Source organism: Paenibacillus sp. J22R67, assembly GCF_059692175.1.
Genome location: NZ_JCAUAX010000006.1, coordinates 20,615 through 41,519, shown reverse-complemented (window position 1 = coordinate 41,519; position 20,905 = coordinate 20,615). Strand labels below are relative to the sequence as shown.

18 protein-coding genes are annotated in these 20,905 nt (G+C 45.5%); 4 read left to right on the top strand and 14 right to left on the bottom strand.

Annotated elements, in window-relative coordinates:
• Positions 1-7: 7 nt before the first annotated feature.
• The 12 genes from AC58VC_RS22270 to coxB all read right to left on the bottom strand — a co-directional run bounded on the left by AC58VC_RS22270 (position 8) and on the right by coxB (position 13,745).
• Complete coding sequence (locus tag AC58VC_RS22270; protein ID WP_497371445.1) at positions 8-1,795, bottom strand: sensor histidine kinase; 1,788 nt, start codon at positions 1,793-1,795, stop codon at positions 8-10.
• A gap of 257 nt (positions 1,796-2,052) precedes the next feature.
• Entirely contained in the window at positions 2,053-4,071 is a 2,019-nt protein-coding gene (locus tag AC58VC_RS22265; RefSeq protein WP_497371443.1) for a beta-galactosidase, read from the bottom strand.
• Between the two features lie 36 nt (positions 4,072-4,107).
• Complete coding sequence (locus tag AC58VC_RS22260; RefSeq protein ID WP_497371441.1) at positions 4,108-4,989, bottom strand: carbohydrate ABC transporter permease; 882 nt, start codon at positions 4,987-4,989, stop codon at positions 4,108-4,110.
• Entirely contained in the window at positions 4,986-5,870 is an 885-nt protein-coding gene (locus AC58VC_RS22255) for a carbohydrate ABC transporter permease (RefSeq protein WP_497371439.1), read from the bottom strand. Before AC58VC_RS22255 ends, AC58VC_RS22260 begins: the two co-directional genes overlap by 4 nt.
• 213 nt (positions 5,871-6,083) lie before the next feature.
• On the bottom strand, positions 6,084-7,367 hold the full coding sequence (locus tag AC58VC_RS22250) for an ABC transporter permease (protein WP_497371437.1): 1,284 nt from the start codon (positions 7,365-7,367) through the stop codon (positions 6,084-6,086).
• On the bottom strand, positions 7,360-8,265 hold the full coding sequence (locus tag AC58VC_RS22245; protein ID WP_497371435.1) for an ABC transporter ATP-binding protein: 906 nt from the start codon (positions 8,263-8,265) through the stop codon (positions 7,360-7,362). The genes AC58VC_RS22250 and AC58VC_RS22245 overlap by 8 nt, the downstream gene beginning before the upstream one ends.
• Before the next feature lie 208 nt (positions 8,266-8,473).
• The gene (locus AC58VC_RS22240) at positions 8,474-8,929 is read right to left on the bottom strand and encodes a DUF420 domain-containing protein (protein WP_497371433.1); all 456 of its coding nucleotides are present in this window, start codon (positions 8,927-8,929) and stop codon (positions 8,474-8,476) included.
• A gap of 18 nt (positions 8,930-8,947) precedes the next feature.
• On the bottom strand, positions 8,948-9,805 hold the full coding sequence (locus AC58VC_RS22235; protein WP_497371431.1) for a cytochrome c oxidase assembly protein: 858 nt from the start codon (positions 9,803-9,805) through the stop codon (positions 8,948-8,950).
• A gap of 94 nt (positions 9,806-9,899) precedes the next feature.
• Positions 9,900-10,217: a cytochrome C oxidase subunit IV family protein gene (locus AC58VC_RS22230; protein WP_497371429.1), complete on the bottom strand. Its 318-nt coding sequence runs from the start codon at positions 10,215-10,217 to the stop codon at positions 9,900-9,902.
• A 1-nt stretch (position 10,218) separates the two neighbouring features.
• Entirely contained in the window at positions 10,219-10,833 is a 615-nt protein-coding gene (locus tag AC58VC_RS22225; RefSeq protein WP_127453747.1) for a cytochrome (ubi)quinol oxidase subunit III, read from the bottom strand.
• A complete protein-coding gene (gene ctaD / locus AC58VC_RS22220) occupies positions 10,830-12,701 on the bottom strand; it encodes a cytochrome c oxidase subunit I (RefSeq protein ID WP_497371427.1) in 1,872 nt (623 codons plus the stop codon). Before ctaD ends, AC58VC_RS22225 begins: the two co-directional genes overlap by 4 nt.
• A gap of 27 nt (positions 12,702-12,728) precedes the next feature.
• Positions 12,729-13,745 carry a cytochrome c oxidase subunit II gene (gene coxB / locus AC58VC_RS22215; RefSeq protein ID WP_497371425.1) on the bottom strand — a complete coding sequence of 339 codons (1,017 nt, stop codon included), beginning with the start codon at positions 13,743-13,745 and terminating at the stop codon, positions 12,729-12,731.
• 279 nt (positions 13,746-14,024) lie between these two features.
• On the opposite strand from coxB, the gene AC58VC_RS22210 reads away from it, so the two are divergent.
• From AC58VC_RS22210 to AC58VC_RS22195, 4 genes are all read left to right on the top strand, one after another.
• Positions 14,025-14,711 (top strand): hypothetical protein, encoded by a 687-nt coding sequence (locus AC58VC_RS22210; protein WP_161407977.1) that lies wholly within the window; start codon positions 14,025-14,027, stop codon positions 14,709-14,711.
• A 168-nt stretch (positions 14,712-14,879) separates the two neighbouring features.
• Positions 14,880-16,835, top strand: a complete 1,956-nt coding sequence (locus tag AC58VC_RS22205; RefSeq protein WP_497371423.1) for a DEAD/DEAH box helicase — start codon at positions 14,880-14,882, stop codon at positions 16,833-16,835.
• Positions 16,836-16,995: 160 nt separating this feature from the next.
• Positions 16,996-17,583, top strand: a complete 588-nt coding sequence (locus tag AC58VC_RS22200) for a guanylate kinase (protein ID WP_497371421.1) — start codon at positions 16,996-16,998, stop codon at positions 17,581-17,583.
• Positions 17,584-17,664: 81 nt separating this feature from the next.
• Entirely contained in the window at positions 17,665-18,819 is a 1,155-nt protein-coding gene (locus tag AC58VC_RS22195) for a conserved virulence factor C family protein (protein WP_497371419.1), read from the top strand.
• 307 nt (positions 18,820-19,126) lie between these two features.
• Here AC58VC_RS22195 and AC58VC_RS22190 read toward each other — a convergent pair whose 3' ends face one another.
• A complete protein-coding gene (locus tag AC58VC_RS22190) occupies positions 19,127-20,374 on the bottom strand; it encodes a M48 family metallopeptidase (protein ID WP_497371417.1) in 1,248 nt (415 codons plus the stop codon).
• On the bottom strand, positions 20,371-20,877 hold the full coding sequence (locus AC58VC_RS22185) for a hypothetical protein (protein ID WP_497371415.1): 507 nt from the start codon (positions 20,875-20,877) through the stop codon (positions 20,371-20,373). The genes AC58VC_RS22190 and AC58VC_RS22185 overlap by 4 nt, the downstream gene beginning before the upstream one ends.
• Between the last annotated feature and the right edge of the window lie 28 nt (positions 20,878-20,905).

Here is a 20,905-nt window from a genome sequence, read left to right as displayed (position 1 = left end):
CTGCCTCTTATTGATCCGGATCATTCGATAAGAGTGGCAGAACCACAACGACTTCTGTTCCAACACCTAATTCACTGTTAATTTTCAAGCCGTATGGTTCGCCGTAATTTAATCGAATCCGATCATTAACATTAGCAATGCCGATTCCGCACAATGACTCCACCTTTTTCTCATGCAGCAAGGCTTCCATCGTCCGCTGTTCCATCCCTTTTCCGTTATCCGTGATCGTGATAATGAGTTGATCATTATTTTTCCTACTCGTAATTTTGACGATTCCCATCGCTTCTTTGCCGTAAAATCCGTGAATAATTGCATTTTCCAAAATAGGCTGCAGTAACAGCTTGAGTATATAGCTGTCTGTCACACAATCATCGATGTCATATTCGACCTTAAATCGGTCACCATAACGGACTTTCATAATATGTATATACTTTTCCAAGCTTTGCATTTCATCAAAAACTTGGATGTAAGAGCCCCCGCGATGAAAGGTTGCAGCTAACAATTTAATAAGAGAATCCGTCATTTCCACCAAATTGGTTGCCTTGGACAACATCGCCATAATCTTAATAGCATTAAGAGTGTTCACTAGAAAATGTGGATTAATTTGAGATTGAAGCGCATCGATTTCCGCGCGTGTTTTCAGCTTTTCTTGTTCTTGCCTTTCGATGATGAGCTCCTGTATACGTACTGTCATATTCTGAAAGGTTTTTCCCAACGAATAAATTTCCAATGGACCAGAAAGCTCCAGATCCACATGAAAGGATCCGCTCTTCATTTTGTTCATTTGATAAATGAGTGATTTGATTGGGCCAACGATACTGCGGACAAGGAAAAACGAGACAATCAAAAATAGAATTAGTCCTGCCGCAGAAACATTCATCACTAATTGATAGATTTCTCTGACTTGGGCAGTCATCTGCTCATAAGGGGTAATGTAGATGATTTTCCACTCAGTCCGCTCCATGGTTAGAAAAGTTACAAACATCTTCTCGTCGTAAACCATCGTTTCAAAGTTGCCGCTTTTCTTGTTTCGCGCTTGTTCAATTGTTTGTTTTTCAATGTTTTTATTTTTATCTTTGCTTGTATCCAACATGATATTTCCATTGCCGTCCAGGATGATAAAACTACCGTCTTGGTTGGATGTAGATTCAGCCAGATTCTCAAATGTTTTTGCTTGTATCACAAAATAGATCATTTCAACATCGCTAAATGATCTTTCGTATTGGGGAGCTATTGCTGCGGATAAAATATATTTGTCATTCGATTCAATCAATACATTCTCTTCAGATCCGAATAACAAAACTCGCCCTTGATTTTGAAGCGCTTTCTGATAAAGGGCTGTACTCTTTAGATAATTTTCGTTTATCCGCGTGTTAATATTATGAAAATGGGTGCCCTCAAAGAAATAGGCGCCTCCGTCGCGATAAACGAACATCGCTGATACAACGTCGGGCATATCGTGCAAATAATTTTTCAATTGATTTTCTAACTGAATGGAAGAGTTGAATAGGTCTTTGGATTGTGTACTGCGATGGTAAGAAGTTGCAAGGGAAATCATATTATTATCCGAGGCAATTGCGGCAACCGTCCTGATATATCTGCTTTTTTCCTGATCAATAGAGTAGGATACTTGTTCCAATGTTTGCATAGTGCGCGAAGTGATGTTAGATAGCAAAATATCTGTATAAGCTCTTAATGATAGAAACGCAACTAAGACAATAGGCATCACGATCACAAAAAAGAACATTACGTACAGAATTGATGTGATTGGCCATCTCTTTTTAAAAATACGCATTGGCCGTCCCCCCGTTCTCTCAAGTAACCACTATGCTGTGAGATTACACATTCCGACCAAATGACGGGATAACTGGACACCAGGTATTTTGTGTAAAAGTTGATGCGCTTACATTAATAGTTAATCTCAATTGTGCCAGGATTCGACATGTTCTACCGTCATCATAAAATTTATTACGGAATACGTCAACCCTATATCAAATCCAATTAATTACAACGAAAGATAGGGAAGAAAATGCTTTCTTCCCTATAAGTTTACTAGGAACAAACTTCTAAAATAGCTACTCCGTAAGGTTCAAGTACTAACGTCCGCTCATAGACTCGATGAGACAATAGATCCTTATAGGATCCAGCATTCAATAAAACCGCTGTCTCATAAGCATTATGATTCAGAACAAAGGTATACGTTTTATCATCTTTTTGTCTGTTTCTAATCTCTACACCTTCAGGAGCTTGATGCGTCGTCGCCAAATTTAATCGCTCACAGATTGATTTGCTTAGCTCTTCCAAAAATCTCTGTTCAGGGTCAGTTGCTACATAATAAGCTTCCCCTTGCCCGAATGTATTTCGGGTGATTGCCGGCATGCCTGCGTAAAAATCGCGTCCATAGACACCAAGCGCCTCTGCTCCCTCAAGGTGCAGCAAATCGCACAAAAGCCCACATTCATATTCACCCTGGAGCTCTCCAAAAGCTGAATGCATCACAATTTTATTCGTCATTTCCGGTTGAAGCGAATCAATTTCCTCTACCCATATTCCGAGCAAATCTCGCAATTCACCTGGGTAACCGCCTAATGTTACAAGATCGTTCTCATTCACTATCCCGCTGAAAAACGAGGTAACAAATGTTCCGCCCTGCTTCACAAACGATTTCAGTCGATCGCTAACGCCAGGCTTCAACATGTACATGACTGGTGCGATAATTAGTTCGTATTTGGAAAAATCACTAAGCGGGCTAATGACATCTACACTTACGTTTAGATCATAAAAAGCTTTGTAGTACTTCTGCGCCTGCTTGAGATAATCCAGATCCACGCTCGGACCACTGGTCATTTCCACGGCATTCCAAGTATCAATATCGAACAACAGCGCTACTTTGGACTCCGTTACGGAATCTAGAAGGGTATCCCCCAACACCTGCAGCTCCATCCCTAGTTGTGTACACTCTTTAAATACTCTTGTATGCTCATGTCCTGCGTGAGCAATCAAAGCGCCATGATACTTCTCGCACGCACCAACGGAACGGCGCAATTGGAAGAACATAACCGTATCTGCCCCATGGGCTATCGCTTGATAGCTCCAAAGCCGCATAACACCAGGCCGTTTGAGACTATTGTAAGGCTGCCAGTTCTGCTGACTTGGCGTCTGCTCCATTAGCATGAAAGGTTGTCCGTCTTTTAGCCCTCTCATGTAATCATGCCTCATCGCGACGTTGCTCATGGGTTCATTCATTTGGGGATAGCTGTCCCATGAAACTACATCCATATGATCGGCCCATTTCTTTAGGTCCAGACCGTTAAATAGTCCCCAAATATTCGACGTGATTTTAATATCGGGAGTGATCTCTTTAATCTTGTCGTACTCGCCTTGATAACATTCCAAGATAGCGTCCGACATAAATCTCTTATAGTCTAAAGCGATCCCTTGGAAACATTTATTGTTCCCGTTCAAATTCGTAGGAGGTACAATCTCTTCCCATTCATATACCGTATGAGACCAGAAGCTCATATTCCACACGCGATTTACAACCTCTAGTGTACCGTATCTCTTCTGCAGCCAAGTACGGAAAGAGGACGCGCACGTATCGCAGTAGCAATGAGGCGCATATTCGTTACCAATGTGCCACACAAGCAAAGACGGGTGGTGTCCGTAACGTTCTGCCATCTTGATCGCTAAACGCTGAGAAAACATCCGGTAAACCGGGCTGTTTGGGCAGAAGTTGACGCGAGAGCCGTGCGTGCGCTTCCTGCCGTCAATATCGACGGGAAGCACTTCAGGATACAGGCGAGACATCCAGGCAGGCTGTGCCGCAGTTGATGTCGCTAAGCACAGGAAAATGCCTTCCGCAGCGACTGTAGCAATGATTTTATCGAGCCATTCAAAATCGTACGTATCTTCCGAAGGCTGCAGCTTCGCCCAGCTAAAAACGGGCAGTGTAACGATATTAATGCCGGCCAATTTAAACATTCGCATGTCTTCTTGCCAAACTTCCTCTGGCCATTGGTCAGGGTTATAATCGCCGCCATAATAGATGTATGGCAGTTTGTCATTAATCATTGCCTTTTACCCCCAAAGTTCACTAGTTGAACAGCTCTACTCTTTCATCGCTCCGTCCATTAATCCGGCAAAAATAAATTTCCGCAGCACCAAATAAATCAAAATGGTTGGTAACATAACCAAAATAATCGCGGCAGACAACTCATTCCAATAGGTCGCGCGCTCGCCTACAAACGTCATCAACGCGGTTGATAACGTACTTAGCTTCTTCGAAGGCATATACAGGTAAGGAATGTACATATCGTTCATGATATCAACGGCTTTGATGATCGCCAGTGTAGCCGTTGCTGGAAGCAAAAGTGGGAATAGAATCGAGCGGAAAATCCGGAAATATGACGCTCCATCAAGCAGTGCGCTTTCGTCTAACTGCTTCGAAATTTTCTCAATGAATTGCAGATAAATGAAAATTTGCATCAAATCTGTTCCGGCATAAATAATCAGCGGCGCAAAGATCGTGTTGTAAAGGCCTAACGACTTAATGGTCTGAAAACGCGCCACTTCCGTGGTATAGGCTGGTACGACCGATGCGATGATAAATAGCAGAAAGATTGTTTTCTTGAAGCGGAAATTAAACCGATTGAGTACAAAGGCTGTCATAGCTCCGAGAATAGCATTAATGACTACGCTAGAGACCGTAACACTAAGTGAGTTAATTAACCCTACAAGCATATTCGCTTTCTCGAAGGCGACGGCAAAATTATGAAACGACCAGCTCTTAGGCAGTGCAAACGGCGATGTAGCCGCGAGCTCCGGAGACGTCTTAAATGCTGCGAAAACAACCACAAGCAATGGGACAAAAATAATAATCGTGATAAGCGATAAAATGACGTAATATAGCGATTTGCCAAGAAAGGAATACACCGATGCCCTTTCCATTCTACGAGGTTTGGTTGCAAGCTCTGCTTGAGGCATGCTCATGATGATTTTTCCCCTTTCTCACGAATCAATAAGTTCTGAATGAAGCTAAATGCAATGATCATAACCATCAAAATGATGGCCAAAGCAGAAGCTAAGCCGTAACTATTGAATTTAAATGCCGTATTGATGGTGAAAATCGTAAACGTACTACTGGAGGTACCGGGACCGCCTTGCGTGACAAGGAAAGGAATATCAAAGACTTGTAGGGCTCCCCGAATATTTAAGAATAATATAATTTCAATGACGCGGCGAATACCTGGTAAAACGATATAACGAATCTGCTGCATTTTGTTAGCACCATCAATTGTGGCGGCTTCATACAAATCGCTTGGTATAGACTGCACACCTGCTAGGAATAAAATGATATGAAATCCTGCAAATCTCCATAAGGAGATTGCCACAAGCGAATAGTTAACTATTTTCACATCACTAAGCCAATTATGAATCCAACCCTCTAAACCCAAGGCCATCAACAACTCATTGATCGGACCATTCACTGGATTGTACAAATATCCGAAAATATAAGCGACAGCTACACCATTGATGATGTAAGGGAGTAAAACGATAGAACGGAAAAACTCACTAGCTCGCATCTTGGCGTTCAACATAACCGCCAATAAAATCTCAAAGGGAATCAGCAGCGCATGGATGATAAAATAAAGCCAGTTATTCGAGAGCGATTGCCACACTTGCGACATTTTGAGCGCTTTCAAATAATTGTCAAACCCTACAAAGTGCAAATCTCTGCTGATCCCATTCCAGTCGGTCAAACTGTATTGAAACAGCTTCACCGTAGGATAGATTAGAAATAACAGCATTAATCCCATCGGCAACGCAAGAAAAGAAAAAATGAGCACTCTTTTTTGCATCATGTTATTCATGTACTTCCCTCATTCCTTAATCAATGATGTTTGCAATGACAGCGGTGCAGGTGCATACCCCCAAAATCATCTTTTTGTAAGCCTAATTCTAGAGAGATTGGACACGCTTTCACATGATAATTTTTGTGCTTTCAATTGATAAATTTTGTTGAGTGAACAAATAAACCCCGATAAATCAACAATTTGATTTATCGGGGTTTATTATATTCATTCTTACACCTTATACGCCCGCATCGCTTTGCGAAGCTCCCGCCATGTAGGCCTCTTACCATACATGAGCACGCCCGTGCGGTAAATTTTAGCTGCTAACCATGCCATTGCGCCGATAGAGATCAATTGAATGACGATCGACAGCCATATTTCCCACAAGGCTGGTGAGCTCATCCCAATCCGCAGGAACATGATTAGCGGTGAAAAAAACGGCACGAATGACATCGTAACAACGAATCCCGCATTCGGATTATTTAATCCGAAGATTGCGATCATAAACGCGGCTACGACCAGCATCGTCACTGGCATAATCGCCTGCCCCACATCTTCTGTTCGGCTTACCAGCGAGCCAACTGCCGCGAAAACAGTCGCGTAAATGAAAAATCCCAATAAATAGAAGATCAAGAAATAAACAATGAGTGAAACCTGCAGATCTTCCCAATTCAGATGAAGCTGTGAGACGAGCTGGCTGCTGCTGGATAAGCTTAAATTTACAACACCTACAGCGATGGACAAGGCTATCTGTGTTAAAGCCAATAAGCAGATACCAACGATTTTACCAAACATCTGCTTAAGCGGTGACACACTTGTGATGAGCAGTTCCATCACCCGCGAACTCTTCTCTGCGGTAATTTCCATGGCTACCATGTTGCCGAAGCCAATGACGCCCATGTACAGCATGAACAGCATGACATATACGAGGGCGTAGGACATGACCATTTGCGACTCCGTTTTGCCTGCTCCTACATTGTTCATTAAAAGCTGCACCGTTTCCAAGGAGACGGGGGCTTGCATGTTGGCTTTTTGCTCAGAGGCGATCCCTGCTCCTTGCAGGACCACGTCAGTTTTGACCAGCTGAAGGGCAGTCTGAAGCTTGTTTTTGAGCGAGAACTCCATCGTTCCTTCCGATTTATAAACCGTTTTGGGGAAGCCGGCTACAGTTGTATCTGTAAACTCGAGATAACCTTTTATTGTTTTATCTGCTATTTGCTTCTTAGCGAGTGCCTCATTAGCGGCAGCACTTCCTGCGTCCTGTAGAGGTACAATGACGATGTCCGGATTCTGCTGCGTATTATAAAAAGCGGCCAGCTTCCCTGCAACCTCCCCTTGTTTCCCTGCGAAAACGCCGATTCTCGTCGCTTCATGCGAAGCTAGTTTTTCCATTATCGTTGGTAAATGAATGAGAACCGATAGAAGGACAATTAGAATCAGACTCATCACACGAAAAGATTTGGAGCGGAAACGGGTTAAATAGGTAAACTTTATAACGGTCCAAGTCCTATTCATGCACTTTTCCCACCTTTTGAATAAAGATTTCGTTCAGCGTAGGCTCCATGATTTGAAACCTGTGTATAGTAGACTGTTCTATCGCATGGTGCAAAATCCGCTGCGCATCAGCAGTAGAATCTATCCGAATTTGATAGCCGTTCAGTTGTCTCTCTACAGAAGTAACGCCCTGGAGTTGTTCCAAGCCCTTAATAGGCTGCTCAGTTTGCAGAGTGATTCTCTCTTTTGGAAAGGTAGATTTAATCTCCTTCAAGCTCCCTTGAAGAATCGTATTTGAACGATGCAATATACAAATATGTTCACACAGCTCCTCCACATGATCCATGCGATGGCTCGAAAAGAGTATCGTTTTCCCCTCGTCACGGAGGCTTTTCACTGTCTTTTTCAACAGTTCCACATTCACGGGGTCAAGTCCGCTAAAGGCCTCATCCAGGATCAAAATATCTGGATTATGAATTACGGCAGCAATGAATTGTATTTTCTGCTGATTCCCTTTGGACAACTCTTCGACCTTCTTGTTGTAGTACTCAGGGACTTCGAACCGGTCAAGCCAAGTTTTCAGCCCTGTCTCTGCCTGCTTACGGGATAAGCCGCGCAGCTCCGCTAAATATATGATTTGTTCGCTTACTTTGATTTTGGGATATAAGCCGCGCTCTTCGGGCAAGTAGCCCATAAGCCTCTTCAACTCTTCGCGATAACCCTGCCCCTTCCACAAAATATGTCCTTGATCGGGATATATCAGTCCTAGAACCATTCGCATCGTTGTCGTTTTCCCAGCACCGTTAGCACCTAGCAATCCATAAATTTCTCCCTCCTGCACACGAAGATTGATAGCGTTTACAGCTGTTTTCTCACCGTACTGCTTTGAAACGTTTTCTACCGTAAGCGGGTATGCCATGGATTGGACCTGCCTTTCTGATTGAGATAAGAAATTAATATTCTTATTTCTATTAGTTTACATGAGATTGGAAAATAAAAGAAATGTTGCGGTTGGGTGGTACTGGGAAGTAAAAGAGCATCCCACTTTATCAAAAAAAGAAGCTAACTCAACTGCTCAACGCAGTGAATTAGCTTCTTCTCTTTATTCCTATTACGAATCAATTCTTTTACAATCCAAAAATCGCATCAATAACCGGCTTTGTCGTTCCACCCGGATACATCAAGTAAAGCAAAACATAAACCAAAACACCCGTTGGCGCAGTTAAAAGCCATACAATTGCAGCCACGCGGCCAATTTTCTTATGCTTGAGAAATTTGTTTTTGTAGGCAAACCAAAGTGTTATTAACCCAAGAACACCGCCAAGCGTAGCCAAAGCAATGTGGAAAAACAAGAATAAGTGATACGGCAGCTTCAAGCTCTCAGGTCCACCGAATGAAGTATTACCCTCAAACAACGTACGCGACATATATATAATAAAAAACGCTAGTGCGAAGATGGCTCCAAGAACCATCAATTTTTGATGGGTTTCCCGGTTTCCTTTTACAATATGATACCAGCCGAAACCGACAAAAATGGCACTAATCACGATAAACATCGTAGAAATCGTTGGTAGAATGTGCATCTCCCTAAATCCTTTCCCCTAAGCGCGATTCCAATTACCGCCCTGATTATTCAGACCCTCTTGTGCCTCTATAAGATCCATATCGTCATCTTCTTTCCGTTCTCTACGATACCAACGGAAGAAAATATACGCAAGTGTTGCTCCATAGACAACTTCCTGGACTATCTTCATCAGAACGCCACCCAATTGCTGATCATCAAGAGGTGATAAGTGGGCGAAGGGTACGGTTACATTCGCGTACATGTCATAAATAATCGTATCCGCGAAAATAATGAGCGCACAGGCTGGTGTCAGCAGAATGCCATTCCCAAAGATGTAAGCCATCTTCTTCAAATCATTCAAGCGATTCATCTCAGGCAGTGGACAAAAAACAGGGAACCACATCATAAAAGCTGTGAATAACAGCACGGTATGGTAACCGAAAAGCGATAGATCATTTATCATCAAGTAATCCATAACCAAAGGCATATGATAGATGGAGAAGAGCATGTTAAATAGAAATAGTGCAATCAACGGTCGTGTGAAAAATGAGAATATACCGCGAATAACAGTAATTTTCATGATCGAACGCATCATCCACGCTGGTGTACCCAGCCAAATACAGATAGGTACAATTAAATACAAGATTGTTTGCTGCAGCATATGCATACTGAACAAGTAGTGATGCCCAATATAATTAATCGGACTCCCTTGGCCAATATAGAAGAGAGCAAGCCCAACATAGAAAGAGACCTGCTGTGAAACCGAAACTGGCTCAATATTTGCTGAATTCCCTTTCCCCTTAGCGACAAAGTGACGATATGTATATCCGACAACGACGATCACCAACAGTAATACCGGATTCCACAACTCAAAAAATCCACCAATTTGGCTCATAGCTGATCTCTTTCTCCTTTCAACTTCATGCTAGACCTTCATTCTAAAAAAAGAGGAGGCACTTTGCCTAGACAAAGTTGCCTCTTCCAGTGGTTTACCACCACATCCAATATACAGCTGTAATAACACCAGTAAGAGCTACGAAAGCTCCTCCCCCAAGAAAAATTAGCGGGAATAAGTGTCCTCTTTCTTTGGCATGCATCCAGAAGAACAACTGGATAATAGCTTGCACAAGCGCCAAAGCAACGATGAAGATCAGAATAAACGAACGATCCAGGTCTCCGTAGAGCACAACGGCAAATGCAAGCATTGTCAGCAAGATCGAGATAATGTAAGACAAGTAGTGGTTGAGTGGAGATTCGTGCTTAACTCGTTTGCTAGGTGCGTGTGTATCGTGAGAATTGCTGCTCATCTTAATGACCCACCTTCCCCATCAGATAAACGACTGTGAAGATAAATACCCAGACTAAGTCAATAAAGTGCCAGTACAACGCTGCTACGTAGAACTTAGGTGCTGTGACAACGGTAAGACCTTTTTTGAGTCCTTGTAGAATCAACAGTGTAATCCAGCAAATACCGAAGGCAACGTGTGCTCCGTGGAACCCAACCAACGTATAGAACGAAGTTGAGAAGGCACTTGTTGTAAATTTATGACCCTCGTGAACATATTCAACGAACTCATAAATCTCAAGACCCAAGAACGAAAGACCAAACAATACCGTGATAAGAAGCCAGAATAACAATTGGCCCAGCTTCTGTTTGTGCATCGCGATGATCGCGAACACGCTTGTTAAACTACTTGTCAAGAGGATGAAAGTTGACCAACCCACTGTTTTGAGTTTGAAAATTTCATCAGCTGTCGGACCGTCTGGAACAGAGTTCCGAAGTGCAATGTAAGTTGCGAATAAACAACCAAACAATACAACTTCGGCGCCAAGGAATAACCAGAATCCAAGAACCTTATTTTTCCCTTCGAGGGTAGCCGTTTCCGGATTAGCAGGCAGTGCGCCCGTGTGATGAGTACTCATGCCTTTACCCCCTTGTCATCTTCAAGTTCTTCCGGTTCAATATGCCAACCATGATCGTCGTATACGGAGCGCAAGAACATAGCAATTAATGTAACAACCATACCCGCAGCTGCTACATAGTAGTTTTTGTACATAAAACCAAAACCAGCAATGAACAAACCAACGGACATAACTAGCGGCAAGATGGACGCTGACGGCATATGAATCGAACCAACTGGTTCTGCCGGAGTCATTTGTTTATTACCTGCCATTTTTTCTTTCCAAAGTGCATCATACCCGCGAACAAGCGGAGTTTGTTTAAAGTTATATTCAGGTGCAGGTGAAGGAATCGACCACTCCAATGTACGACCATCCCAAGGATCGGATAGAGCCGTAACTGGTTTCCTTGCTGTTGCAATGATATTGATTAGGAACACGAGTGTACCGATACCCATGAAGAAGGCGCCCACTGTCGAAACCAAGTTACCTACTTCAAGATCATACCCAGGCTGGTACGTAAATACACGACGCGGCATCCCCATTAGACCCAAGAAATGTTGCGGGAAGAATGTTAAATGGAAACCGATGAAGAACAACCAGAAATGTAATTTCCCCAGTCCTTCGCTCAACGTGCGACCAAACATTTTCGGCCACCAGTAGTAAAGACCCGCGAACAACCCAAGGATTAGACCACCAACGATAACATAGTGAAAGTGAGCAACTACGAAATACGTATCGTGGTACTGGAAGTCTGCTGCAGGAATCGCAAGCATAACCCCTGTTGTTCCACCCATAACGAATGTCGGGATGAAAGCTGTTGCAAAAATATTAGCTGTCGTGAAACGAATTTGCCCGCCCCAAAGGGTGAACAACCAGTTAAAGATCTTAACACCCGTAGGTACGGCAATCGCCATCGTTGCAATCGAGAAGATCGAGTTAGCAACTGGACCCAAACCTGTTGTAAACATATGGTGAACCCAAACCATGAAGCCTAAGAAACCAATTAATACAGTTGCGAAGACCATGGAGCTGTATCCGAAAAGACGTTTTTTGGAGAACGTCGATACGATCTCAGAAATAATACCAAACGCAGGAAGAATCAGGATGTAAACTTCGGGGTGCCCGAAAATCCAGAATAGATGCTCCCATAGTACATTGTTACCGCCTCTGGCAGCATCGAAGAATGCTCCGCCAAAGACACGGTCGAACATAAGTTCAACTAGTGCTACTGTAATTGCAGGGAAAGCAAGTACGATCAAAGCCGAAGTGATGAAAGCTGACCATGTGAACATTGGCATACGCATATACGTAAGACCAGGTGCACGCATGTTAATAATTGTAACGAGGAAGTTAATCCCCCCGATAAGTGTACCAATACCGGCAATTTGCAAGCCTAGTACATAGAAATCTGTACCTTGTATGTTACCCTCGAGCGTCTGCCCCCAACCGCTGTCGGTAATCGAGGACAATGGCGCATACCCCGTCCAACCAGCATCCGGTGCACCACCCAAGAACCAACTTGTGTTCATCAAGACGCCGCCCGCGAAGAACAGCCAGAAACCAAGTGAGTTCACGAATGGGAACGCAACGTCCCTTGCACCAATCTGTAGAGGAACGATGGCATTCATGAATGCGAAGATGATCGGCATCGCCGCAAAGAAAATCATCGTTGTTCCGTGCATCGTCGTTAATTGGTTAAATGAATCACCGACAAAAATATGTTGATCGGGATAAGCGAGCTGAATCCGAATCAGAATGGCTTCAAGTCCTCCTACGAGGAAGAAAAGCCCGCCCGCAAGTAAGTACAGGATACCGATTTTCTTATGATCGACTGTTGTAAGCCAATCCATGAGACCGGTATGTTTTTTTACTGGATGAGAGTGAGCCAACGTATTAACCTCCTTTACCTGAGAAGTTTATTTCAAAGTCTGTAAGTACTGAACGATATCATTAATTTGTGCGTCATCAAGCTTGCCGCCTGCCGCTTGACCGAACGCTGGCATTTTGTTGCCCGGTTTCTGATCTTGCGGATTATGTATCCACAGCGCCATTTTCTCAGGAGTATGTTCCAGAATACCAGCAAGTGTATCGCGATCAGCGAAACCTTTGAGGTTCGGAGCAACACCAGGACCATTAGCAGTAACTGCGTGACAAGTCATACAATTTTCTTTGAAAAGTTCTTCACCCTTCTGAGCTGTTGCCGGCACAGTTGCAGGTGCTTTCATTTTCGCTACCCATGCATCGAAATCCGTTTGACTCTTCGACTCAACCGTGAAGTTCATCAATGCGTGAGAAGCTCCGCAAAGCTCTGTACATCTACCTTGGAATGTAGAGATTTCATCAGCTTGCAGGTAAAGCGTATTCGTGATTCCAGGGTTCGTATCCACTTTACCGCCTAGGGATGGTACCCAGAATGCGTGAGAAACGTCCGCGGAAACAAGTTCAAAAGCAATAATTTTATCCTTAGGCACAACAAGCTCTTGAGCTGTTGCGATGCCCAAATCTGGATATTCAAACTGCCACCAGAATTGATGCGCAGTGACTTTGACGTGAACGGCGGCTTTGTCCTTAGTGTAGTTCGTTGAATGCTTGAATGTGTAAGATACTGTTGGCACCGCAAGTACTAACAGTAAGAGAATCGGAACAACGGTCCAGATAATCTCAAGCACGTGGCTTCCTTCCACTTGTTTCGGAATGCTGTTGTCGTTCTTGCGCTTCCTAAAGCGAATTAACACATACACATAAATCGCAAATACGACAATTACGACAAAAACCATGATAAAGAGACTTAATTTCATCAAAAACAATTGCTCTGATGCAACAGGACCTTTTGGCTGCAAAGCAGACAGAGTTGGGTCTCCACACCCGGTTAGCAAGAACGTCATTACCGCTAAAAGGGGTAGCAGACGCCATAACTTTTTCAATCGACTCATTGTATCAACCCCACTTTTAAAACATTATTTTTACCACGATGGCCATGCCCATGTCAATTCACTTTATTAACTATAAATTCGTGAAAAGTTTTTGTCAATCGCTGGAGGAGAGTTCACAAATTGTTCTTAAACCGCTCTGTAGCGATATATTTTCCCTTCATGGTTATTTCCATACACCCACCTCTTTATGCACAAAAGCGTATATTTCTGAACACGAATAAAAGGAGAGAAACATCCCATCCTATAGACATTACACTCTAGATTGGGAGGTCATTATTAATGCTCAGTAAGTTAGGTTTTCCGATTTCTGGATTGCTATTCCTCATGCTGACTTTATCAGGCTGCACGGAGGGCGGACGGGAATATGGCAAGAGTCCCGACCATACCAACTTCGGTTCTCCAGTCGATAAATCGACAGATTCCGAGAGAGCCTACCAAACCCAACAGCTCTATGGTCCAGTTTCGCACAATAATACTAGTCTCGCATACAATCAGTTTCTTTCTAATCAACTCAATGCTATGAATGGTGTAAATACAGCCATCGTCATGACGACGGACAAAAACGCCTACGTTGCCCTCATGATTGATAGCAGTGCTACAGGTACCAAAGGAACAACGAAGGAGACCAACAACCAAGGAACAAACAAAGGCTTTTACAATGATAATGCTCCTCACGATGACTATTTGCCTTCCAATGATTTAAACAACGGGTATAACAGTTACGAGACGGCCGTCCACCATGACCTGCTATCTCATCGCTTTAAACAAGCTATGGCGGAGAAAATCCGTTTGCTCCAACCAAGTGTGATGGATGTCTATATTTCAGCGAATCGGGATTTCCTCAATAAAATGAACAATTATGCCCAGGAAAGCTGGAAAGGCCATTCGCTTATGCCGCTTCTGACCGATTTCAACCAGACAGTAGAGCGCGTTTTTGGGACTGCACAAGTATTGCCGGATAAATAAAATCAATTTCTTCTATATAAAGTAGATATTTATTGCTTGTAGGCCGGCTCCTGTTTCCATTTGTCTGGCATTCCTGTACAATGGGGGAATCGTCTTAACAAGGAGAGACTTTGGACTACCACCAAAGATCCCTATAAATAGTAGGAAAAAGGGAGCTGGCCAATTACCATGTCAAGTGGATTTGCCTCATTAGGAATTAGAGAAGGACTCGTTGGAGTCTTACAAGCATCAGGCGTTATCGAACCGACCCCCATTCAAAGGGAAGCTATACCTGTTTTACTAAAAGGCACGGATGTTATTGCACAAGCACAAACAGGTACAGGTAAAACCCTGGCCTTTGTTCTTCCAATATTAGAAACAATCGATGTGGAAAGCGCAGATGTTCAAGCATTGATTCTGACGCCAACACGCGAGCTGGCAATTCAAATTACGAATGAGCTGAAAGACCTTGTCCCTGTGACGGGAGCAAAGGTACTTGCAGCCTACGGCGGGCAGGATGTAGAAAAGCAGCTTAGAAAGCTTCAAGGGAACATACATATAGTAGTAGGAACACCGGGAAGATTGCTCGATCACCTTCGCCGCGGTTCTATCAATTTCTATAAATTGAAAATACTCGTATTGGATGAGGCCGATCAAATGCTGCATATGGGTTTCCTTCATGAAGTGAAGGACATCATTGCGCAAACGTCTCCTTATCGTCAGACCCTTCTTTTCTCCGCTACAATGCCTGAACAAGTCATGAACCTGTCCAAAGCTTATATGAAAGAAGCAAAAGAAATTAAAATTCAAAGCAAACAGGTTACGTTGACTGAAATTGAGCAAGTTCTCGTTCCGACGACTGACCGTCAGAAGCAGGATGCTTTGATTGCAGCTATTAAGCAATATAAGCCTTACCTCGCGATGATTTTCTGCCGAACTAAGGCAAGGGCTATTGCATTAAATGAAGCTTTACAGGAACTTGGGCTTATGTCTGACGAACTACACGGAGATTTATCACAAGCCAAACGTGAGCAAGTTATGAAACGATTCCGGGATGGTCGTATTGAGTTATTGGTCGCCACTGATATTGCTGCGCGCGGGTTAGATGTCGAAGGTGTCACGCATGTCTTCAATTATGATGTGCCGCAAGACGCAGAAAGCTACATCCACCGAATCGGACGTACGGGCCGTGCTGGGGATACTGGTGTTGCTGTGACTTTCGCTACAGAGCGGGATATGCTGACAATCGAACTCATCGAAAAAGGTATCAAGATGTCCTTAAGAGGATCTTCCGAGCCTAAGGTTCGTCGCGTTCGTTCAAGCTCTGAGGATAACTTCGAGCAAGAAGGCCGAGGATCAGGCCGTCGAAACGGCGGAGCTGCTCGCAGTGGCCGCAGCGGCAGGACATCAGAACCGCGCGGTCAACAGAGCCGCGGAAGATCTGGTGCTCGTGAAGACAAAACCGGCATGCAATACGGTACTGGACGTTCCACATCCAGAGGCGGCGATAAATTTGGTGCGCGCAGCAGCGATGCGCCAAGAGGACAACGCCCTGCGAAGGTAAATTCGGAGCGTAACCCGAACACTTGGGGTCGCGCAGAGAGAAGAGAGCCGGACGCAGGACCAGGCCGCGGAGACAACATGAGCGCTGCGAAAGCGCGAGTCACCAGTTCATGGGGACGCGGCGAATCCGCCGAACGCGCTCCACGCACGGCAGGTCGCGGTGATGGCACAGACCACAAGCGCTCTGCTCCTCACGGCGATAAATCCTATTCGCCGTACAACAAATACGCCGGCACTGGCCGCGACGATGCAGCAAGCGCATCACGCGCGATTCGCAGCGGCGGCAAAAGCCGCAGTGACAGCGCCGAGCGCGGTGCTGGACGCAGCGACAGCTTCGGAGCAGCGCGTGGCGGAGCAGCTCCACGCAGTGACCGTCCTGGCGCAGCACGCGGCGGAGCTGCTTCACGCAGTGACCGTCCTGGCGCAGCACGCGGCTACCAAGGTGGCGGCGAACGCGGCGCTCAAACGCGCGGACGCAGCGACGGTTCTGGATCTCGTACTGGAGCGCCTCGCGCCAGCGACAGAAGCGGTTCACCGCGCAGCAGTGCGCCACGTGGTGGCGGACGCGGCGGGAAACGCTAGTCAAAAAAGCGTTTCCAACGCTAGACCTTTACCGAACAACCCGAACCATGTAAAATATAAGTACGGCTGAAAGTGATCCTACTTAGACAAAAATCGTTTCATACCGTTGCACGCACGTAGGATTTACCCCCCACTTTTCACAAATAAGGAGGTATGTTCCATGTACGCATTAAAGGACAAGGAAATGATTTTTGTATTCACCGGTCCACACGGAGCCGGTCGTAAGACGGTTGCTGAAATGTCTGGTTCTACACTAGGCATGAAGCAGGTTATCTCTTACACCACCAGACCTCCGAGGGCAACTGAGGAAGACGGTCAAGATTATCACTTTATCTCCCCTGCTGAGTTCGTACAGGCGCAAGCAAATGGTGAATTCATTGAGGTTAGTACCGTCAATGATCATTTATATGGGATTAAAAGTGCCGATATTGAGCGGATGTTCGAACATAGTGGGAGCATTTATTTAATCTTGAACCGTTTCGGTGCGGAAACGCTCAAAAAGCATTACGGTGATCACGTCGTACTCGTTTTCATCTACGCTCAGCGCAGTATTCTCGAAGAGCGGATGAGAGAAAGCGGAGACTCGGATGAGATCATTCAGAAGTATCTCTCTTATTACGAAGACGAGCTCGCTTACCGCGATCAATGCGATCATGTTTTCGAGAATGTGGATTTAGCCCATACGGTGTTTGATCTCACCAAAACGCTGGACAAATACTTAAACCGCAACCTCGTTGATTTAGATTAATATGAAATGCCTATAAACAGGCCTGGACGTTCATACGTCCGGGTCTTTTCATGTAACATCCGACTGGAAGGAGTGTCATTAATGAAAATTATATCTATAGAACCTACACCAAGCCCAAACTCCATGAAGCTCAATATGGATGAATCGCTTCCGGCTGGTGTGCGCAAGACCTATACAAAGAAAAATAGTACGGATGCCCCAGACAACGTTCAGCAATTACTCGCTGTGCAGGGCGTGATCAGCGTCTTCCATGCAGCAGATTTCATTGCGCTGGACCGTACCTCCAAAGGGGACTGGCAGCTCATCTTAGCCAAAGCCCGCGAGATTTTCGGTGAAGCCCAAGGCCAAGGCTCCACCAGCGGCAGCGACTTGCCGCTGGAACAACCGCAGGCTGAAGCAGCCTTCGGAGAGGCACAAGTCCTCGTGCAGATGTTCCGCGGCATCCCGCTCCAGGTACGGGTGCGCGCCGGCAATGAAGAAGCGCGCGTGGCGATGCCCGAGCGCTTCACACAGGCCGCGGTCCGCGCAGGTACGGCATCGCCGAACCTGATCAAGGAGCGCAAGCTCGAGGAGCTCGGCGTGCGCTACGGCGAGCTCAAGGACATCGCGGGCGAAGTCGTCCAGGAGCTGGACGCTTCTTACGACGACGCCCGCGTCGAAAGCCTGGTCTCCAGCGCGATGCTGGAGACCGATGTCCCTGCTTCTTCGGAAGCCACCGAAGAAGGCCAGACTGGCGCAACGCTGGAACAGCTGCGCCATAGTGACTGGAAGCTGCGCTACGCCGCGCTTCAAAAGATCCAGCCGTCGCTAGAGACGCTGCCGCTTCTCGTCCATGCTCTGCAGGACGAGAACACGTCGATTCGGCGACTGGCAACGGTCTACCTCGGGGATATCAAAGAACCCGAGGTACTGCCCTTCCTGTATCGTGCCCTCGAGGACGATACCCCATCTGTTCGTCGGACGGCTGGCGATACGCTGTCTGACCTGGGCGACCCAGCCGCCATGCCCGCGATGGCCAAGGCGCTGAAGGACCGCAATAAGCTGGTCCGTTGGCGCGCCGCGCGCTTCTTGTACGAGGTTGGCGACAACTCCGTGCTGAAGGATTTGCAAGAAGCGGCGGACGACCCCGAGTTCGAAGTGCGCATGCAGGTGAAAATCGCGCTGGAGCGCATCGAAGGCGGGCATGCGGCTGAAGGCTCCGTTTGGCAGCAAATGACGCGCAGAAACGAGCAATAGTTGTCAGCTAACAGACTGAGATAACTCTACTTGCTACTTTGGGTATAAGAACCAGAATCTAACGGACTCACGAGCCGCTATTGGCCATGAAAACACCTAAAACAGCTACAAAATCCATAGATAACGCCCCATCTGTCCGATAACACTTCAAATTCAGCCGAAATTGGCAAAATAACGGCTTCTGAGTCCGTAACGGAACATTAGCTACATGGGGGGCTGGCGGGAAGTGGCTTTTGGTGGGATTCAAGGCCTCACGTAAACTATAAAGGCTAGTGAAGAAGCGATTGCCCGCTCCCTCACTAGCCTTTTATTTATCAAACTGCTTAAAATACATAATCCGATCCATGATGTCCGGATGCGAGCCACGAAACCATTGAACCAGCTTCGGCTGTGTGACAGGGCTTAAGTTCTCATTGGCAATTTGCTGAAAAGCGCGAATGGCGGCGTTGCCGTCTCCTGTCATTTTCATCGCATACACATCTGCTCGATGCTCGATCACGCGGGAGAAGGCATTTTGAGCAGGCGCGGAAACAAAGCTCATGAACGTAATTAGCAGCAGCAGAATAGGCAGCGCCGCTAAATCATTTTCTCCCCGAATGCCCCATCTGGAGCCCCAACGCTTAAGAAAGAAGCGATAAGCGTGGAACGCAAGCCATAAACCAATAAAACTAAGCACGATCCCATAGGCAATGCCGATATAGATATGTTTTTCTACATAATGCCCCATTTCATGCGCCATTACTGTCAAAATCTCATCAGGCTGCAGCTTTTTCAGCGTCGTATCCCAGAGAACGATTCGGGCGTTACCGCCAATTCCATTGACATAAGCGTTAATCGCGTTGGTCCTCTCGGACATATTGACCTCATAGACCTGCTTGGCTGGAATGTGCGATTGCGCCGCCAATTGAAGAATTTGCGCCTTAAGCTCTTGATCCTGAAGCGGCTTGAAATCGTTATACAGGGGATCAAGCACAACGGGTTGAATGAACGTGACGAACAGAATCAATGGAACAGACAACAGCCAGAACCAGAACCACCACCGGTTAGGGCTCCATTTTAGCACCAGTCTGAATATCCAAACCATGACAATCGTTCCTACAGCATTAAGCAAAAAATCTTTCCCATGGTCGCCCCAAAAGATCGCCAGCGTCTCCGTGGATACCCCGTAGGCTTGGTCGATTTTGAACAGAAAATAATCCACTGGCACGAACAGCACGTCCATCAGCAGAATAAATAGAAGCACAAAAACGACCATTTGCAGGAAGGAGGCCTTGGACAGCTTTTCAGCAAAGCTTCGAATATGAACGGCCACACCAAGAAGCAGCAGAATCAAGCCGATTTGCAGCGGAGAACTGAGGAAATAAGCTAAGGATCGGATGCGCGATAATGATTCAGCTTTATCTATTTCTTGCACGGTCATGAACGTGTGCGGGTCTGCGCTTGTGCCAACTAGGTCATGAGGTATCGGAAATAAATTTCCTTTTAATAAATACACAATCATGATGATCGCATAGACGCCAAAAGCTGCGCCGAGTCCTGCATAGAAACGCTTCATTTCATCCCTCCGCCGCCAACTTCATATAAATTAATTAACAACCAATCCGATGTAAAATCTCTGGACAACAGCCATACTTGCGTGAACATTCCGTTTGGCGGGACAAGTTTATGCTTGAAACTAAGTACATCAGACATCCCGAACAGCAGCGATACATTGCGTATTAGCAGCATACAAGGATAATCATGCGAATAATCCTGAAACTTCAGTTCCTTACTAAGGATCCGATCATTAATGACCTTAATGAAATTATCCAGTACTTCAGTGCCAGGTTTCGTGAGCTCGGATCGTGACATCATGAGTCTGGCTTCCTCCATATCGTAGAACAAATGAGTCACCTCGAGCCCAATTCGCTCGTTATTGATATCCTCTAGAAGCGCGTCCGGCTTCTCCTGTTGGCGAACCATTTGCAGCGACAGCGGGTTATTTATATTATATAGTTCAAGAAAAATATCGATAGCGGCTTGCTCTAGCGCCTTTTTCTCCTCTTCATGCTTATTCATAAACTTCCCTCTTATCCATGAAACGGGT

Coding starts and splice junctions, on each gene's coding strand:
- AC58VC_RS22270 (WP_497371445.1), bottom strand. CDS start 1,795: ATGCGTATTTTTAAAAAGAGATGGCCAATCACATCAATTCTGTACGTA.
- AC58VC_RS22265 (WP_497371443.1), bottom strand. CDS start 4,071: ATGATTAATGACAAACTGCCATACATCTATTATGGCGGCGATTATAAC.
- AC58VC_RS22260 (WP_497371441.1), bottom strand. CDS start 4,989: ATGAGCATGCCTCAAGCAGAGCTTGCAACCAAACCTCGTAGAATGGAA.
- AC58VC_RS22255 (WP_497371439.1), bottom strand. CDS start 5,870: ATGAATAACATGATGCAAAAAAGAGTGCTCATTTTTTCTTTTCTTGCG.
- AC58VC_RS22250 (WP_497371437.1), bottom strand. CDS start 7,367: ATGAATAGGACTTGGACCGTTATAAAGTTTACCTATTTAACCCGTTTC.
- AC58VC_RS22245 (WP_497371435.1), bottom strand. CDS start 8,265: ATGGCATACCCGCTTACGGTAGAAAACGTTTCAAAGCAGTACGGTGAG.
- AC58VC_RS22240 (WP_497371433.1), bottom strand. CDS start 8,929: ATGCACATTCTACCAACGATTTCTACGATGTTTATCGTGATTAGTGCC.
- AC58VC_RS22235 (WP_497371431.1), bottom strand. CDS start 9,805: ATGAGCCAAATTGGTGGATTTTTTGAGTTGTGGAATCCGGTATTACTG.
- AC58VC_RS22230 (WP_497371429.1), bottom strand. CDS start 10,217: ATGAGCAGCAATTCTCACGATACACACGCACCTAGCAAACGAGTTAAG.
- AC58VC_RS22225 (WP_127453747.1), bottom strand. CDS start 10,833: ATGAGTACTCATCACACGGGCGCACTGCCTGCTAATCCGGAAACGGCT.
- coxB (WP_497371425.1), bottom strand. CDS start 13,745: ATGAGTCGATTGAAAAAGTTATGGCGTCTGCTACCCCTTTTAGCGGTA.
- AC58VC_RS22210 (WP_161407977.1), top strand. CDS start 14,025: ATGCTCAGTAAGTTAGGTTTTCCGATTTCTGGATTGCTATTCCTCATG.
- AC58VC_RS22205 (WP_497371423.1), top strand. CDS start 14,880: ATGTCAAGTGGATTTGCCTCATTAGGAATTAGAGAAGGACTCGTTGGA.
- AC58VC_RS22200 (WP_497371421.1), top strand. CDS start 16,996: ATGTACGCATTAAAGGACAAGGAAATGATTTTTGTATTCACCGGTCCA.
- AC58VC_RS22195 (WP_497371419.1), top strand. CDS start 17,665: ATGAAAATTATATCTATAGAACCTACACCAAGCCCAAACTCCATGAAG.
- AC58VC_RS22190 (WP_497371417.1), bottom strand. CDS start 20,374: ATGAAGCGTTTCTATGCAGGACTCGGCGCAGCTTTTGGCGTCTATGCG.
- AC58VC_RS22185 (WP_497371415.1), bottom strand. CDS start 20,877: ATGAATAAGCATGAAGAGGAGAAAAAGGCGCTAGAGCAAGCCGCTATC.